The organism is Arthrobacter sp. 8AJ (genome assembly GCF_902506025.1).
GTDB lineage: Bacteria > Actinomycetota > Actinomycetes > Actinomycetales > Micrococcaceae > Arthrobacter.
Map to the genome: position 1 here is coordinate 3,659,372 of NZ_LR733289.1, position 16,784 is coordinate 3,676,155.

Below are 16,784 nucleotides of genomic sequence, written 5' to 3' on the forward strand. Positions count from 1 at the left end.
TCAAGGAGATCAACGATGACTGCAGCATTTGAGCCCACCCAGCAGACGCCCGAAGAGCAGGCCGCCGCCCTGGAGCTCGAGTGGGCCGCCAACCCCCGCTGGGAAGGTGTGACCCGGGACTACTCAGCCTCCGACGTCGTCCGCCTCCGCGGCCGCGTCTCCGAAGAGCACACCCTGGCCCGCCGCGGGTCGGAGAAGCTGTGGAAGCAGCTCACCGAAGAGCACAAGACCGGCGGCTACACCAACGCCCTGGGCGCCCTTACCGGCAACCAGGCCGTGCAGCAGGTCAAGGCCGGCCTGCGCGCCATTTACCTTTCCGGCTGGCAGGTTGCGGCCGACGCCAACAACTCCGGCCACACCTACCCGGACCAGTCCCTCTACCCGGCCAACTCGGTCCCCACCGTGGTCCGCCGCATCAACAACGCCCTGCTCCGGGCAGACCAGATCGAGTTCTCCGAAGGCATCCAGACCGTTGAGGACTGGATGGTTCCGATCGTCGCCGACGCAGAGGCCGGCTTCGGCGGCCCGCTGAACGCCTACGAACTGATGAAGTCCATGATCCAGGCCGGTGCGTCCGGTGTTCACTGGGAGGACCAGCTCGCCTCGGAGAAGAAGTGCGGCCACCTCGGCGGCAAGGTGCTGATCCCCACCCAGCAGCACGTCCGCACGCTGAACGCCGCCCGCCTCGCAGCTGACGTCGCCGGGACCCCCACCGTCGTCATCGCCCGCACCGACGCCGAGGCCGCCACCCTGATCACCTCCGACGTCGACGAGCGCGACCAGGAATTCATCACCGGCGAGCGCACGGCCGAGGGCTTCTACAAGGTCCGCAACGGCATCGAACCCTGCATCGCCCGCGCCAAGGCCTACGCGCCCTACTCCGACCTCATCTGGATGGAAACCGGCACCCCGGACCTGGAGCTTGCCCGCAAGTTCGCCGAGTCCGTCAAGGCCGAGTTCCCGGACCAGATGCTCTCCTACAACTGCTCCCCGTCCTTCAACTGGCGCAAGCACCTGGACGACGCCACCATCGCCAAGTTCCAGCGTGAACTCGGCGCCATGGGCTTCACCTTCCAGTTCATCACCCTGGCCGGCTTCCACGCCCTGAACTACTCGATGTTCGACCTCGCCCACGGCTACGCCCGTGAAGGCATGAGCGCCTACGTCGAGCTCCAGGAAAAGGAATTCGCCTCCGAGTCCCGCGGCTACACCGCAACCAAGCACCAGCGCGAAGTCGGCACCGGCTACTTCGACACCATCTCCACGGCGCTCAACCCGAACGCGTCGACCCTCGCCCTGGTCGGATCGACCGAAGAGGGACAGTTCCACTAATCCCCAGCCGCCCAAGGTGAGCCGTTCGCTTCGCTCACCGAAGAGGCACGACGGCGGCACTCGCCCAAGCGTGACCGTCGCGGGCCGGGAGGGGGAATCCGGAAGCGTGCGTAAAGGGGCCCTGTCCCCGGCGTCGACCGAGCTTTGCGAGGTCTTACGCCGGGGGTGGGGACAGCACGCGGAGGATTTCCCTTCCCGGCCCCACCCAGGCAAGTCCCGCCGTCGAACTTCCCTTTCGTCTTTAAGGAGACTGAAATGAACAGCTTCACCGACAGCTTCACGATCAATGGCATCACCCTGACCGCACAGCCTATTTGCCGGCAGGACGAAGTACTCACCCCGGACGCACTGACGTTCATCGCGAAGCTGCACCGGGCAACTGCCGAGCGGCGGCAGGAGCTGCTCCAGGCCCGGCGCACACGGCGGGCTGACATCGCCGCCGGGGCGGACCCGCGGTTCCTGCGGGAAACCGAGCACATCCGCAATGATGCGTCCTGGCGGGTCGCTCCCCCGGCACCCGGGCTGGAGGACCGCCGGGTCGAAATCACGGGCCCGGTGGACAAGAAGATGACCATCAACGCCCTGAATTCGGGTGCCAAGGTGTGGCTGGCTGACATGGAGGACTCCTCCACCCCCACGTGGCGGAACGTCATCAAGGGCCAGCTGAACCTCACCGACGCCCTGGAGCGCCGGATCGACTTCACGTCCGAAGAAGGCAAGGAATACAAACTCCGCCCGGCCGGCGAGCTGCCCACCATCGTGGTCCGGCCCCGCGGCTGGCACCTGCCGGAAAAGCACATGCTCATCGACGGCCAGCCCATCGCCGGCGGCATCGTGGACTTCGGACTGTTCTTCTTCCACAACGCACGCCGCCTGCTCGCCCAGGGCAAGGGCCCGTACTTCTACCTGCCCAAGATCGAGAACCACCTCGAAGCCCGGCTGTGGAACGACATCTTCATCCTGGCCCAGGACCTGCTCGGGATCCCGCAGGGCACCATCCGCGCCACAGTGCTGATCGAGACCATCACCGCAGCGTTCGAAATGGAGGAGATCCTCTACGAACTGCGCGACCACGCCGCGGGCCTGAACGCCGGCCGCTGGGACTACATCTTCTCCCTGATCAAGAACTTCCGCACCCGCGGCCCCCGCTTCGTCCTGCCGGACCGCGGCCAGGTCACCATGACCCAGCCCTTCATGCGCGCCTACACCGAACAGTTGGTCCGCGCCTGCCACAAGCGCGGCGCCATGGCCATCGGCGGCATGGCAGCAGCCGTCCCCAACCGCAAGGACCCCGAAGCCAACGCCAACGCTTTGGAGAAGGTCCGCGCAGACAAGACCCGCGAGGCCAACGACGGCTTCGACGGCTCCTGGGTGGCCCACCCCGACCTGGTGCCCGTGTGCCGCGAAGTGTTCGACGGCGTCCTGGGCAGCAAGCCGAACCAGCTGGACCGGCTCCGCGAGGACGTCACCCCGGACGACCGCGCCCTGATCGACGTTGCCGCCACCACCGGCACCATCACCGAACAGGGCATCCGGAACAACATCGAGGTAGGCATCCGCTACATCGAATCCTGGCTCCGCGGCAACGGCGCAGTGGCCATCCACAACCTCATGGAGGACGCCGCCACTGCCGAGATCTCCCGGTCCCAGCTCTGGCAGTGGATCTACGCCCGGGCCATCACGGACCACGGCGAGATCATCAGCCACGAGTGGGTGGAAGAACTGCTGGACGAGGAATTCGCCCGGCTGGAACGCTTCGACGGCGACCGGTTCGAGGACGCCCGCGACATCTTCGAGGAAGTCACGCTCAGCCGCGAGTTCCCGTCCTTCCTCACCCTGCCGGCCTACGCCCGCTACCTGACTGAGGCCCGTGAAAAGGCCACCGTCGAGGAGCTCACCGCGGCCTGACCCGCCAGTACTTCCGTCTGCCGGGCCGGCACGCCCTTCGCAACAGGCCCCCCCCGAAATCCGGGGCGCCGGTCCGGCAACGGAGCACCACCCACAACGCCCGATCACTTTCCCCAGGAAAGTGATCGGGCGTTGTCGTATTCGTTGCTATAAGTGATCGGGCGTCGTCGTGTTTGTTGCGCTAAGTGAGCGGGCGTCCAGGGGAACGTACGACGGCGGGCCTCGCCTCAGCGGCCCTTCGGCACCTGCCGCACGGACAGGGTGGTGCTGACGAAGAAGGTCAGCACCGACACCAGGATGACCAGCAGGGCCGGCGTCCAGGATGCGGAGCTGTCGTGGACGAAGCCCACCAGCGGCGGTGCGACGGCGGCGAGGCAATATCCCAGGCCCTGGACCGTGGCGGACATCCGGCCGGCCGAAGCCTGGTCGCGGGCCAGCTTGATGATGGCGATGAAGATCAGGGTGATGCCACCGCCCTGCGCGATCCCGCCGGAGGTGGACCACAGCCACCACAGCTGCGGCAGGAAGAGCAGCCCCACCGGAACGGCAAGCCACAACGTACCCAGGGTGACCGCCACCGCCGTCGTGCTCAGGTATTTGGCCGCGAAAGGCACGCCGAGTCCGCCCACGATGGCCAGGATCTGGAAGATCGAGGACGCGGCGCCGGCCTGGGCTGCGTTCATTCCCAGTTCGTCGTGCAGGTAGCTCGGCAGCCACGCCGTGACGCCGTAATAGGAGAACGCCTGGCCGCCGAAGCCGGCCGTGAGTCCGGCAGTAATCCAGCCGGAACGGGTTGCCGGGGCACGGGGCGTATCCCCGCCGTCTTCGGCCTCGGCCAGGAAAGCCGTCCGGGGCCCCACTGCCAGCACCCACACCACCACCGCGGCGACGGCCAGGACGGCGACAGCGGCCAGGGCCAGCCGCCACCCCGTCACTGCGGCGAGCGGGGCCATGATGACCGAGGTCAGGAAGGACCCGATGTTCAGGGCTGCGGTGTAGATCCCCATCGCAGTCCCCTGCCGTCGGGGAGCGAAATCGCGGCGGATGATCAGTGGCACCGCGATGTTGCCTATGGTGATGGCCACCCCGATGACCACCGTGCCGGCCACCACCAGGACCGGTCCTCCCGCAGACCGGAGCAGCACGCCGGCCAGGACCCCCAGGATGGTCAGCGTCACGGCGAACTCGGCACCAAACCTCCGCGCAGCCAGGGACGCCAGCGGAGCCGCGAGCGAGAAGCAGAGCACGGGGATGCTGGTCAGCAGCCCCAGCATGACCGGCGAAAAGTGCAGTTCCGCCTGCATGAGGTCCACCAGGGGCGCGACGGCAACAAAGGGGCCACGGAGGTTCAGCGCCAGCAGGCCGATGCAGGCCAGCAGGACCCAGCTTTTCGGGACGCGGGACAGGACGCGGCTGCTCACAGGGTCAAAATCGGGAATGGGCGTGGATTCATCACTCCCATTGCTATCATGCTCCGCGTTGCTGGAGTTTCAGGCACCCTCCCGGACGGCCCTGCCATACGATGAACGTGACCCAGGACGTAGGACACTGCGAAGGACACCGATGACCCACCGCCTTGCCATCCTCGATGACTACCAGGACGTGGCCCACGGCTTCGCTGACTTCACGGCTTTGGAGGCCGAAGGGGTCACGGTGACGTCCTACCGTGAACCTTTCACATCCCGCGACGCGCTGGTTTCGGCCTTGGCGGACACCACCATGGTGATCGCCATGCGGGAACGGACGGCGTTCCCCCGTGAGGTGTTCGAGAAGCTGCCGTCGCTTGAGCTGCTGGTCACCACCGGAATGGCGAACGCCGCCATCGATGTGGCGGCGGCGGCCGAGCACGGGGTGACGGTGTGCGGTACGCCCGGCTCACCCACGGCCGCGCCCGAACTGACCTGGGCCCTCCTGCTGGCCATCGCCCGGCACCTTCCCGCCGAGGAAAGCTCGCTCCGGGCCGGTACCTGGCAGTCAACGGTGGGCTTTGAGCTGGCCGGCAAGACGCTGGGCATCGTGGGGCTGGGCAAGATCGGCCGGCGGGTGGCCGCCTACGGGCAGGCTTTCGGGATGGACGTCGTGGCGTGGAGCCAGAACCTAACCGCGGAGGCAGCCAAGGAGGCCGGCGCGCGGCTGGTGTCCAAGGAGGAGCTCTTCACGGTCGCCGACGTCGCCACCCTCCATCTGAGGCTCTCCCCGCGGTCCGAGAACACTGTGGGCGAGGCCGAGCTGCGGCTGCTGGGGCCCGAGGGCATCCTGGTCAACACCGCCCGGGGGCCGCTCGTTGACCAGGAGGCCCTGGTCAGGGCATTGAACGAAGGGTGGATCCGCGGCGCCGCCCTGGACGTCTTCGACCAGGAGCCCCTGCAGGCCGGCCACCCGCTCCTGGCAGCGCCGAACACCCTGCTCTCCCCCCACCTGGGCTACGTCACGCAGGAAAGCTACCGGCAGTTCTACGGCGGTGCCCTGGAGAACATCACCGCCTGGCTTGCCGGCTCCCCCATCCGAACCCTCACGGCCTGACCTTCCCTACCGGAGCAACCGAATGACGCACACCATCCGCACCGCAACATCGGACGACGCCGGCCCCCTCGCCGGGCTGGCGGCCGTCACCTTCCCGCTGGCCTGCCCGCCGTCGTCGTCACCTGCCGACATTGCCGCCCACCTGGCCAACACGCTCAGCGAGGAGCACTTCAAGGGCTACCTCGCCGACCCGGACATCACCATCCTGGTCATCGACGCCGACGGGCAGCTCTGCGGCTACAGCCTCCTGGTGGACAGGCCCGCAGCGGACCCGGACGTGGATTCCGTGCTGACGCTGCTGCCGTCCGTGGAAATCAGCAAATGCTATGTCCACCCGGACTATCACGGGCTGGGCGCGGCAGCAGAACTCATGCACGCGAGCCTCCAGGCGGCAGCAGCATCCGGCAGCGCCGGGGCCTGGCTGGGTGTGAACAGCCAGAACGCCCGGGCCATCCGTTTCTACGAAAAGTCCGGTTTCCACAAGGTGGGCACCAAATCATTCCGGCTGGGCAGCACCGTGGAGCACGACTTCGTCCTGGAGCGCGCCCTACCCTGAACTGTTCAGCTGCTGGACTGCTGTAGGCCCGGGACGCGCGAGTTGGCCGGGGCTCCGTTCGGCGGATAGGCCAGCGGTGGGCGGGGCTCCGTCAGGAGCTTCAGCCCCGGCGGGAGTCCGTCGATGCCGCCCTGGGTTCCCGTGGCGGTGATGGTGACCCGGCTGGTATCCAACAAAACGTTCTCTGCGCGGAATGTCCCCACGACTTCAGGCAGGATCGGGGCCAGGTGCACCACCCCCCGGGTGAAGACGGGATCGAACCGGAGCAGGATCCGGGCGAGCTGCACGGGCGCCGCCGCCGCCCACGCCTGCGGGGAGCATGCAGTGGGATACGGAACAGGGCCCGGGAACTCGCCGCGGTCGAACCCGCAGAACAGTTCCGGCAGCCGGCCATCAAAGTGCCGGGCTGCGTCGAGGATGCCCAGTGCCACCCGTCTGGCCTCGTCCACGAACCCGTAGCGCATCAGCCCGGTGGCCACCAGCGCGGTATCGTGGGGCCAGACCGAGCCGTTGTGGTAGCTGACGGGGTTGTAGGCGCCCATGTCGGAGGCCAGCGTACGGATGCCCCAGCCGGTGAACATCTGCGGGGACATCAGGTTTTCCATGACGGACACGGCTTTGTCCTCGTCCACGATGCCCGTCCACAGGCAGTGGCCGATATTAGACGTCAGCGCATCGACATGCCGTTTGTCCTTGTCCAGCGCCACCGCAAAGTACCCCTTGTCCGGCAGCCAGAACTTCCTGTTGAACTCCTCCTTGAAGGCTGCCGCCTTGTCGGCCCAGTGCTTTTCGAGGTCAGGATCCCCCGTCCAGTGGGCCAGCAGCGACCTGCCCAGGTAGGCCGCATATACGTAGGCCTGGACCTCGCAGAGTGCGATGGGGGCTTCCGCGATGGTCCCGTCCGCGAAGTTGATGCCATCCCAGGAGTCCTTCCAGCCCTGGTTCACCAGTCCATGCTCGTTGGGCCGGAGGTACTCCACGAAGCCGTCGCCGTCGCGGTCGCCGTATTTTTCGATCCATTCCAGGGCCCGGTCGGCGTGGGACAGCAGCGGCTGGATCGCATCCCGGGACAGTCCCCAGCGGCTCAGCTCGCCCAAGGTTGCCACGAAAAGCGGAGTGGCATCCGCCGTGCCGTAATACGCGGTGCCGCCAAGCGACAGGCCAGCGGTCACGCCCAGCCGGACCTCGTGCGGGATGCGTCCGGGTTCCTCTTCGGAATCCACATCCACTTTCTTCCCCTGGATCCCGGCCAGGGTCTGCAGCGTGCCCAAGGCGAGATTGGGGTTGACCATCATGCTCATGTAGGACGTCAGCAGCGAGTCCCGCCCAAACAGCGCCATGAACCAGGGCGCCCCGGCCGCGACCGCCGCGCGGTTGGGATGGTGGGCATCGAAGATTCGCAAGGCACCGAGGTCGCTCTGGCTGCGGTTGAGCACGTTCTGGAAGCTGCTGTCCTCGATGCTGATCCGCGGCACGTTCTCTTCCCAGGCCAGGTGGCGCCGCACGCCCTCACGGTGGTGCGGCAGCTGGCCCTCCATGAAGGGCTTTTCCGGGGCCTCCCCGTTGACCAGGGGCACCACAATCACGCTGGTGCTCCACTTGCCGCGGGCGGGGACGGTGACGCGGAACCGGAGCCCATCCGTGCCCACCTCCGCATCCTTGGCCCCGATGGCGGAGCCCCGCTGCTGGCCGTGCCGTGATGCTTCGATGATGAGCTTTCCATCCACCACTGTGCGGGTGGTGTCATCGGGGCCAGTAGTCCGGCCGCCCTTCACTTCGAAGAGGTCGGCCTGGTCCGCGTCCACAAGCAGCTCTATGGCGCATTCAACGGGTTCCGCTGCGTAATTCTCCAGGATGATGTCGTCCTGCAGGCCCGGTCCGATGTGCCGGACCTGCCGGACCACCAGCGGACTGTCGAACCGGCCTCCCGGCCATGTTGCGCGGCCAACGAAGGTTGCTTCGAAAGGCTGGGCCTTCTGGGCGGACAGCGGTTCGCGCCGCGAACCGTTGATCCGCAGAACCCAGCCCGAGACGATCCGGGTGTCCTGGTAGAACGCACCATTCGTGCTGCCGTCGGCGCTGATGTCGCCGGTTCCGGCCGAGATGCAAAACGAAGAGCCTTCCAGTACGGTGACGGCACCAACATCGGAGCCGGAGGCCTCATTGTCTTCGTTCCAGGCGGTCATGGAAGGACTCCCTTCTCAGGCTGGATGCTGCCGGGGAGCCCAACGCCCGCCGGTCCCCCCTTAACGATTCTGGTGCACCGGCGGGGCAACCGGAACCCCTCCCGGCAATCTCCCGGCCAGCAGGTCATCAAAGAGCCTGAGGTGCTGCGCCACCATCCGCTGGGCGCTGAACCGCTCCTCTACTGATGCCCGGCAGCGTTCCCTGCTGAGCCCGGCGGCCGCCTCAACGAAGCCCCGCAGTTCCTCGGTCTTCCCGAGGAAACCCGTCCGGCCATGTTCCACGATCTCAGGGGCGGAGCCGATGCGCGTGCCGATGACGGGGGTGCCGGTGGCCAGTGCCTCTATCATGACCAGGCCGAAAGGTTCGGACCACTGGATGGGGTTCAGGAATGCCAGCGCCTCACCCATCAGCCGGTACTTGGTGGCGTCATCCACCTCCCCCACAAAATCCTCGTTGGGGCCAAGTATCGGCTCGATGACCTCGCGGAAATAGCGGATCTCCTCGGGCTCCCGCATTTTCACGGCGATCTTCAGGTGCACGCCCGCCTGCCGCGCAATAGTGATTGCCTCCAGCAGGCCCTTGTCCTCGCACGCCCGGCCCACGAAGCACAAGTAACCACCGCGTCCGCTTCCGACAGGGACAGCGGAAACATCCATCCCGTGATGGATCACCTGCGTGACGGGGACTTCCGGGGCATGGGACGCCTGGTCGCGCGATATCGCCACGATGGCGACGTCCTGGCCCATGGCCCGGTACAGGTCCTCTGCGTCCTGGTGGAGCGGCCCGTGGATGGTGGTCACCACCGGCACCTTTGGAGGCCTATGCGCGTAGAGGGGGCCTGCCAGGGTGTGGTCATGGATGATATCCACGTCCTGGAGGCCCTTGTAGGCGCGGATGACATGGCTGAGCTCAGACATCGTGAGGCCCAGTTCATCGCGGGATGCCGGCCGCATCCCGGGTACCTGCGGCACGGGGCAGGTACTTTCCGAAGGGGCTGCCAGCAGCACTTCATGTCCGGCCGCGGCGAACCCGCGCGCCAGGGTGTCCACGACTCTTTCAATGCCGCCGTAGGTGACCGGTGGAATCGGAATCCACGGTCCTGCAATAAGTCCGATACGCATATCCGGCCTCCAGAAAACGAGGCCCGAGCTCCCCAGCCGCCAGGCACATAAATCCGCAGGACATGCTTGTCCCGCGGTGTTCGACATTTCCATGGCGTCTGCTTCACCTACCTCAGAACTATTGCCCAGGATCGCCCCGGCCACAAGGGCTGAATGTGCCCCATCTCACGGCACGCGCCGGAATGGCCGCCAGGGCGGCCCGGTTATGCAGGGCATGAAGATTGAGATCTGGTCGGATGTTGCATGCCCGTGGTGTTTCATCGGCAAGCGCCGGTTCGAGGCTGCCCTGGCAGCGTTTCCCCACCGTGAAGCCGTCGACGTGGTGTGGCGCAGCTACCAGCTGGACCCAACACTGCCGGAGCACTACGACGGCACCGAACTGGAGTACCTGAGCAGCCGCAAGGGCATGCCGGCGCCGCAGGTCTCGCAGATGTTCGAGCACGTGGCGCAGCAGGCCAAGGGTGAAGGCCTGGACTACCGGTTCGACAAGGTTGTGGTGGCCAACAGTTTCACCGCCCACCGCCTGATCCACCTCGCGGCGGCCCACGCCAGGCAGGATGCGGCCAAGGAGCGCCTGCTCAGCGACCACTTTGAGCACGGCAAGGACATTGGCAGCCGGGAATACCTCACGTCCTTGGGCGCGGACCTGGGCCTGCCGGCCAGCGAGGTGGAGGAACTCTTCACCACCGACAAGTACTCGGACGAGGTCCGGTTCGACTTCCAGGAGGCCCAGGGCCTCGGGATCAGCGGCGTCCCGTTCTTCGTGATCGACCGGAAGTTCGGATTGTCCGGCGCCCAGCCCACGGAGACGTTCACCGCTGCCCTTAACCAGGCGTGGCAGGACGCCAACCCGCTGGTCCTGGTCAATTCCTCCGAAGCTGAGGCCTGCGGCCCGGACGGCTGCGCGGTTTAGCATCTTTTACTGACACATCGCGGTAAAGTGTCTGCATGCCCAGGATTTCAGCGGCCAGCAACGCCGAACAACGCGCGGACACCCAGCGCCGCATCCTCACCGCTTTCGGCGAGCTCCTTTTCACCCATGGCCTCCCGGGGCTGACCATGACGGATGTGGCCCGGCACGCAGGTGTGGGCCGCACCGCCGTGTACAACTACTACGCGGACATCGAAGAACTGCTGATCTCCTACGCTCTGGACGAGACCGAGAAGTTCCTCTCCGACCTGCGCGAATCGCTGAACCGTTTGGAGAACCCGGTGGAGCGGCTGGCACTGTACGTCCGTGCCCAGGTGGTTGACCTCAGCCGCCGCCACCTCCCGCCGGGGCCTGCCATGGGGGCGGTGCTGTCGCCGTCGTCCTTTGCCAAGCTCTCCGACCATGTGGGCGAGCTCAGCGTCCTGCTGCAGGGCATCCTGCGTGACGGCATGGAGCAGGGCTACCTGCCGGTGGCGGACGTGGGCCAGCAGTCCCAGCTGATCCTGGGCACCTTGTCCTCAAGTGCCGCGAGGGGCAGCGACGAGCCGGCCGAACTGGAGGCGCGCGTGGCGCGGACCGTGCGCTTCATCCAGTTGGGCGCCGGTGCAAGGTTCGACGACGGCGGCCGGCCCGTGCGCGTCGGCCAGCTCCCGGCAGTGGCCGGCTGAGTCCGGCGGTCAGGGCGTCGGAGCGGCGGCGGGCATGACGGGCAGCTTGTCCGTGTCCGCAGTGCGCCGGTTCTCCCTCGGGCAGCTGAGCTTTCCTGGTGTCTGGTCCACCAGTTCCGGCGGGACCAGCGCTTTGTAATCCTGGGCCAGGATGACGTCCACGCTGGCGTCTGTCCTGCCGTCCTGGAAGTAATCCGATCCGGGCACATGGCGCTGCACCGTGAACGCCGCCGCTTGGCCGGCGGCGCCTGACACCACGGCAGCCACGCCCCGGTAGCCGGCGTTGATGTTCGACACGTTGCCCACCACGAACTTGCGTGCCAGCAGTTCATCCGCCACGGAGCGGGCAAGGCCGGGCCGGCTGGTGGAGTTGTAGACGTTGAGGTTGATCTTGTCGGTGGGCGTGTAGTCGAACGTTGGGGCCGGGCAGGATGACACGGGGGTCGGGGCCGGCTCGGCCGACGGCAGCTTCAGCCGGCCGTTGATGATGGCCAGGGCAACGATGATGCCTGCGGCGATCACTCCGATGAGCAGGACCAGCACCACGCCGTGCAGCACGCGGCGGCGGACCCGGACGGTTTCGTCGGCGTCCCGTGCCGCTTCCATGGCGGCGCGCAGCTCAGGTCCGGAAACGACGTGGTGGCCATGCAGGATGCCGGGATCCTTTGGCCGCTTGCTAGCCATCGAGCACCAGGACCCGGGCGTGGATCGCGGTGCGCTGGTGCAGGGCGGTCCGCACTGCGCGGTGGAGTCCGTCCTCCAGGTAGAGGGTCCCTTGGTACTGCACCACGTGCGGGAACAGGTCACCGAAAAATGTGGAGTCTTCCGCCAGCAGCGCTTCCAGGTCCAGGGTGCGCTTGGTGGTCACCAGTTCGTCCAGCCGCACCGGCCGCGGCGGCAGCGATGCCCACTGCTTGGGAGTGCTGTAACCATGGTCGGGGTAAGGGCGGCCCTCGCCCACAGCTTTGAATATCACCATGCCACAGTAGGCACCGCGGTGCCCCAGCGAAAGTAGCAGGGCTGGCCCGCGCCAGGTTGTAGCCAAACAGTGACCATACCGCCACACGGCCTGCTCCGCGGGCGCCCGCACGGGACGGCGGCGGTCCTGCTGACAGAATGGACCCATGACAGTATCCGAGTCCCCTGCCGTGTCCGCACCCGGAATCCGCCTGCCGTCCGCACCGCCGCTGGCGCTCCTGCTGGACGTGGACGGCCCGGTAGCCAGCCCGGTGACACGGGACGTCAAGCCCGCCATCATCCTGGACCTGGTGGCCCTCGCAGCAGCCGGGATTCCTGTCATCTTCAACACCGGCCGTTCCGACGCCTTTATCCGCGAGCAGGTCATGGAACCGATGATCTCGGCCGGCATTCCGGCGGGAACCGTCATCCACGCCATCTGCGAAAAGGGCGCGATCTGGTTCAGCTATACGTCGGCCGGCCCCGGCCCCATCCACGTGGACCGGGAACTCGCCGTCCCCGCAGCGTACGGGGATGACATCCGCCGGCTGGTGGCGGAGGACTATGCCGCCCACATGTTCTTTGACGAAACCAAGCGCGCCATGGTCTCAGTAGAGCAGCACATCGACGTGCCCAGCGCTGACTACCTGGCGGAGCAGAAGCTGTTCGACGCCGAGGCGATGGAACTCATGGCACGCCACGGGCTGGGCGTTGTCCGGCTTGACCACCACGTGCCGAATTCCGACGACGAGGTGGACTACCGCGTGGATCCCACCATTATTTCCACGGACATTGAGTCCGTGCGGCTGGGGAAGGACCTGGGCGCCAGCCGTGCGGTGGAGCTCCTCGCGGCGCAGGGCATCACCCCGCAGGCGTGGCGGACCGTGGGCGATTCCCGCACCGATTACGCCATGGCGGACTGGCTGCACCACAACGACCATCCCGTGAAGCACGTGGACGTGCGGCCGGCGGACGGTGTGCCCAGCAAGCCCTACCCCGTGCTGACGGCAGCGGACCTGGGGCTGGAGTCCACGGTGATCCACGACGACGCCGGCGGCGCCTTCCTGCGGGCCTGGCGGGAGGCGCTGGACGCCTGAGTCCCTGCCGGGCGGGGGATGCCCCGCCCGGCCGCAAAAGCGCCGCGAAACCTTCCGTTACCAAGGCAGGACTATCATGCAGGTAAGAATGCCCACTTCCACCAGCACGGAGACAACCATTACAGAAGCACCGGTCCAGGACGAGGTCTACTACGGCGCCCAGGCGTCAGTGGAAGAACAATTTCACGCCGAAATCACGTCGGCAGCAGCAGAACGGCGGCTGGGCCACCGGGCCGACGTCGTCCGGCACAAGGGCCGCTATGCCCTGATTAACGACACCAGGACCCCCTACCAGGCCATGGTGGAAGACCTGCTGTTCCTGCGGAACGTCCTGGCGAACGCCGGCCTGTCGTACCTCCTGGTCCGCGGCAACAATGACCGCCCCGTGCTGGCCCTGGACTGGAAGGATCGGAAGAAACTCCGGGCTGCCCTGGTGGAGGCATGCCGGGACGAGCCCTTCTACTCCATGACCGTGGACGCGAAGAAGAAGACGTCCGTCCTGGTGGCGGACGGCGAGCTGTCCCCCAACCGGCAGGGACGCATCTTCCGGCTGTACCGGCCGCGGGTGGAGCCGGTGGGCGGTTTCGAGTTCGGTGCCTCTGCCGGCGTCCAGATTGAGCTGTGGTCCTTCGAGGGAGAACAGCTCATCCTTCCGATCGAGAACTCCCTGACCCGCAGGACGCTGCTGCGCCAGGATGCGGTCCGGGGCACCGTGGAGCGTTACGGACACACGTGGCCCACCATCGAGAACATGTTTGCGGACCACGCCAGCGACATCAGCTTCGACATCGACATCGTGTTCTCCTGGGTGGACGGCAGCTCCCCCGAATACATCGCGGCCCGCCGCGCCCAGCAAAAGGGACATGTCCTGGGCGAAGGCGACGACCATGAGGCCCGGTTCCGGCAGATCAACGAACTCAAGTACGCACTGCGGTCCGTGTACATGTTTGCGCCCTGGATCCGCCGGATCTTCATCGCCACGGACTCCCCCGCTCCTTCCTGGCTGGCGGAGCACCCTTCCGTCACCATCGTCCGGAGCGAGGAGTTCTTCTCCGATCCCTCGGTGCTGCCCACGCACAATTCACAGGCTGTGGAGTGCCAGCTGCAGCACATCGATGGGCTGTCCGAGCACTTCCTTTACTCCAACGACGACATGTTCTTTGGCCGGCCGGTGGGCCCGGACATGTTCTTCACGCCCGGCGGCATCACCAAGTTCATCGAGGCGGAAACCAGGATTGGCCTGGGCGAGAACGATGCCGAGCGCAGCGGGTTCGAAAACGCCGCCCGGGTGAACCGCAAGCTCCTGTGGAACCGGTTCGGCCGGATCACCACCCGCCACCTGGAGCACACTGCCGCGCCCCTGCGGCGGAGCGTGGTGGGCCAGATGGAGGAGGAGTTCCCGGAGGAGTTCCGCAAGACGGCGGCCAGCCGGTTCCGTGCAGCGGACAACATCTCCGTGACCAATTCCTTCTACCACTACTACGCCCTGCTGACCGGCCGCGCCGTGACGCAGACTGCGGCGAAGGTGCGCTACGTGGACACCACCATGCGCTCGGGTCTGAAGTACCTGCCCAAGCTGCTGGCCAAGCGGAACATGGATTTCTTCTGCCTGAACGACGGCAGCTTCCCTGAGGTCAGCGCGGACGAGCGCGCCGAAGTGGTGACGGACTTCCTGGAAAGGTACTTCCCCATCAAGGCACCCTGGGAGAAGTAGGCTGGCCGCCCATTGACCCTTCACTTCCAAAGCACTGGGGCAGGCTCCGTCAGGGAGCCTGCCCCAGTGCTCTGTGGAGCCGGTATTACCGGCTGGTAGGCACCCCGAGTTTAGTGCTGCCGCGCTGCTTGGTGGTTTCCGGGATCCTAATTCCGGCGGCCTCCAGCCGCCGGGCCGTCTCCTCGGGAGACACATACTCGCCAACGGTGGGGGCACTGCCCATCGGCACCACGGAGTGCACGATGGTGTGTTCATACACGTGCACCAGGTTGAACGCCTGGCCGCCGTCCTGCCCGCGGGTTCCGCCCACAGGTACATTAAGGTCCTGGGTGTAGCAGGAAGCCGACGCCACCGAGACGGGAACGCCGGCGAAGCTCGCGGTGGTGGAGTAGTGCAGGTGTCCGGCCAGGATGGTGCGGACATCCGAATTACGCACTACTGCGGCCAGGGACGCCTGATCGCGCAGTTCCACCAGCACCGAGAGGTCCAGCACTGACGGGACCGGCGGGTGGTGGAGGGCCAGGATGGTGCCGTCCGGGGCAGGGGTTTCCAGCTGGCGGGCCAGCCACTCCAGCTGCGATGGACTCAGTTCGCCGTGGTGGAATCCCGGGACGGTGGTGTCCAGGGTGATGACCCGCAGCCCGTTGATGAAGTAGCTGTGGTCAACCGGCGCGTCACTGCCGGGCTGGTCAAGAAGTCCCCTGCGGAAGTTGGCCCGGTCGTCATGGTTTCCCATGGCCCAGATGACCTGGGCGCCCATCTCCTTGCAGGCCGGCTCGACGATGGCCCGAAGCTTCACGTACGCCTCGGCATCGCCCTTGTCGGCAAGGTCGCCCGTGAAGATCACGGCCTCCGGCCTGGCCCCGGACGCTTTGACTTCATCGAAGAGCTGGATAAGCCTGGCTTCGCTGTCGACGGTTCCGTAGAGGGGTTCTGGACCTCCCAACAGGTGGGGATCGCTCAGGTGGAGTAGGAAGTGGCGTGGCCGGGGGTGTTCGGCCTCGATGTGCTCCATTGCTACCTCTATGGTCGGTGGGAAGCCGTTCTTCCCTTGTACCCTTCAGTAATATTTATCCAATCAGACATTTGGCAAACATGGGGTAAATCTCCGCCGCTGATGTGGAAAAAGTTACAAGAACTGCGCTTTTGCAGGGCAAATTCGGCGGGCCGCCCTTTATTCGAGCGCATGCTCGATGGCCTCGATGATCTCTGCTGAGTCGGGCTCGACCGTGGGGGCGAACCTCGCCACCGCGTCCCCCTCCCGGTTGACCAGGAACTTCTCGAAATTCCACTTCACCAGCCCCGGCAATAGCCCGGTCTTGAACTTGGTGAGCTCCGAATAGAGCAGGTGCTGGTTCCTGCCGCGGACCTCTGCCTTGGCCGTCAACGTGAACGTGACACCGAAATTCCGTTCGCAGAAGTCAGCAATGTCGCTGTCCGTCCCCGGCTCCTGCCCTGCGAACTGGTTGCACGGAACGCCCAGGACCTCGAACCCCCTGTCGCGGAACTTGCCGTAGAGGGCCTCCAGGCCTGCGTACTGCCGCGTGAAGCCGCAGTTGGAGGCCACGTTGACCACCAACACCACTTTTCCCTTGAACTGGCCGAAATATGTCCTGGTGCCATCGTTCAGGATCAGCGGGATCGGATAGAGGGGTCGCTGGCTGCGTGTCAGAGGAGAGATGTTCATGGAAGGGATTCGGTGCCGGCGGGGCGCCGTACGGGTCCGGGGTGGAAATTCCCTAGGCGGGGGGCGCCGTCGGTACTGGTTCGGTCGACGTAGGGGTGGGGGT

15 protein-coding genes are annotated in these 16,784 nt (G+C 66.2%); 8 read left to right on the forward strand and 7 right to left on the reverse strand.

What is annotated here, in order from left to right; translation table 11 throughout:
• Positions 1-15 precede the first annotated feature (15 nt).
• Positions 16-1,332, forward strand: coding sequence for an isocitrate lyase (aceA, locus tag BACI349Y_RS16935; protein WP_159633434.1), 1,317 nt, complete (start codon positions 16-18; stop codon positions 1,330-1,332).
• Between the two features lie 255 nt (positions 1,333-1,587).
• Positions 1,588-3,240, forward strand: a complete 1,653-nt coding sequence (aceB, locus tag BACI349Y_RS16940; protein ID WP_159633437.1) for a malate synthase A — start codon at positions 1,588-1,590, stop codon at positions 3,238-3,240.
• Positions 3,241-3,467: 227 nt separating this feature from the next.
• Here the strand turns inward: aceB and BACI349Y_RS16945 are convergent, their stop codons facing one another.
• The gene (locus tag BACI349Y_RS16945) at positions 3,468-4,661 is read right to left on the reverse strand and encodes an MFS transporter (RefSeq protein WP_159633440.1); all 1,194 of its coding nucleotides are present in this window, start codon (positions 4,659-4,661) and stop codon (positions 3,468-3,470) included.
• A gap of 142 nt (positions 4,662-4,803) precedes the next feature.
• Here BACI349Y_RS16945 and BACI349Y_RS16950 point away from each other — a divergent pair, with 142 nt between their 5' ends.
• Together BACI349Y_RS16950 and BACI349Y_RS16955 are read left to right on the forward strand one after the other, a co-directional pair.
• Positions 4,804-5,763, forward strand: a complete 960-nt coding sequence (locus tag BACI349Y_RS16950; RefSeq protein ID WP_159633443.1) for a D-2-hydroxyacid dehydrogenase family protein — start codon at positions 4,804-4,806, stop codon at positions 5,761-5,763.
• A 22-nt stretch (positions 5,764-5,785) separates the two neighbouring features.
• Positions 5,786-6,319, forward strand: a complete 534-nt coding sequence (locus BACI349Y_RS16955; protein WP_159633446.1) for a GNAT family N-acetyltransferase — start codon at positions 5,786-5,788, stop codon at positions 6,317-6,319.
• Between the two features lie 5 nt (positions 6,320-6,324).
• On the opposite strand, the gene BACI349Y_RS16960 is transcribed toward BACI349Y_RS16955, so the two are convergent.
• On the reverse strand, positions 6,325-8,505 hold the full coding sequence (locus BACI349Y_RS16960; protein ID WP_159633449.1) for an amylo-alpha-1,6-glucosidase: 2,181 nt from the start codon (positions 8,503-8,505) through the stop codon (positions 6,325-6,327).
• Positions 8,506-8,565: 60 nt separating this feature from the next.
• Positions 8,566-9,627 carry a glycosyltransferase family 4 protein gene (locus BACI349Y_RS16965; protein ID WP_159633452.1) on the reverse strand — a complete coding sequence of 354 codons (1,062 nt, stop codon included), beginning with the start codon at positions 9,625-9,627 and terminating at the stop codon, positions 8,566-8,568.
• Between the two features lie 214 nt (positions 9,628-9,841).
• Here BACI349Y_RS16965 and BACI349Y_RS16970 point away from each other — a divergent pair, with 214 nt between their 5' ends.
• Both BACI349Y_RS16970 and BACI349Y_RS16975 read left to right on the forward strand, forming a co-directional pair.
• Positions 9,842-10,540, forward strand: coding sequence for a DsbA family oxidoreductase (locus tag BACI349Y_RS16970; RefSeq protein ID WP_159633455.1), 699 nt, complete (start codon positions 9,842-9,844; stop codon positions 10,538-10,540).
• A gap of 35 nt (positions 10,541-10,575) precedes the next feature.
• The gene (locus BACI349Y_RS16975) at positions 10,576-11,226 is read left to right on the forward strand and encodes a TetR/AcrR family transcriptional regulator (RefSeq protein ID WP_159633458.1); all 651 of its coding nucleotides are present in this window, start codon (positions 10,576-10,578) and stop codon (positions 11,224-11,226) included.
• Between the two features lie 9 nt (positions 11,227-11,235).
• Here BACI349Y_RS16975 and BACI349Y_RS16980 read toward each other — a convergent pair whose 3' ends face one another.
• The gene (locus BACI349Y_RS16980) at positions 11,236-11,910 is read right to left on the reverse strand and encodes a LytR C-terminal domain-containing protein (RefSeq protein WP_159633461.1); all 675 of its coding nucleotides are present in this window, start codon (positions 11,908-11,910) and stop codon (positions 11,236-11,238) included.
• Positions 11,903-12,202, reverse strand: coding sequence for a type II toxin-antitoxin system VapB family antitoxin (locus tag BACI349Y_RS16985; protein WP_026264985.1), 300 nt, complete (start codon positions 12,200-12,202; stop codon positions 11,903-11,905). Before BACI349Y_RS16985 ends, BACI349Y_RS16980 begins: the two co-directional genes overlap by 8 nt.
• Positions 12,203-12,350: 148 nt before the next feature.
• Between BACI349Y_RS16985 and BACI349Y_RS16990 the strand changes: the two genes are divergently transcribed.
• A complete protein-coding gene (locus BACI349Y_RS16990) occupies positions 12,351-13,280 on the forward strand; it encodes a hypothetical protein (RefSeq protein WP_159633464.1) in 930 nt (309 codons plus the stop codon).
• Between the two features lie 76 nt (positions 13,281-13,356).
• Complete coding sequence (locus BACI349Y_RS16995; protein ID WP_159633467.1) at positions 13,357-14,994, forward strand: stealth family protein; 1,638 nt, start codon at positions 13,357-13,359, stop codon at positions 14,992-14,994.
• 85 nt (positions 14,995-15,079) lie between these two features.
• On the opposite strand, the gene BACI349Y_RS17000 is transcribed toward BACI349Y_RS16995, so the two are convergent.
• Positions 15,080-16,009 (reverse strand): phosphodiesterase, encoded by a 930-nt coding sequence (locus BACI349Y_RS17000; RefSeq protein ID WP_159633470.1) that lies wholly within the window; start codon positions 16,007-16,009, stop codon positions 15,080-15,082.
• Between the two features lie 159 nt (positions 16,010-16,168).
• A complete protein-coding gene (locus tag BACI349Y_RS17005) occupies positions 16,169-16,681 on the reverse strand; it encodes a glutathione peroxidase (RefSeq protein WP_159633473.1) in 513 nt (170 codons plus the stop codon).
• Positions 16,682-16,784 lie beyond the last annotated feature (103 nt).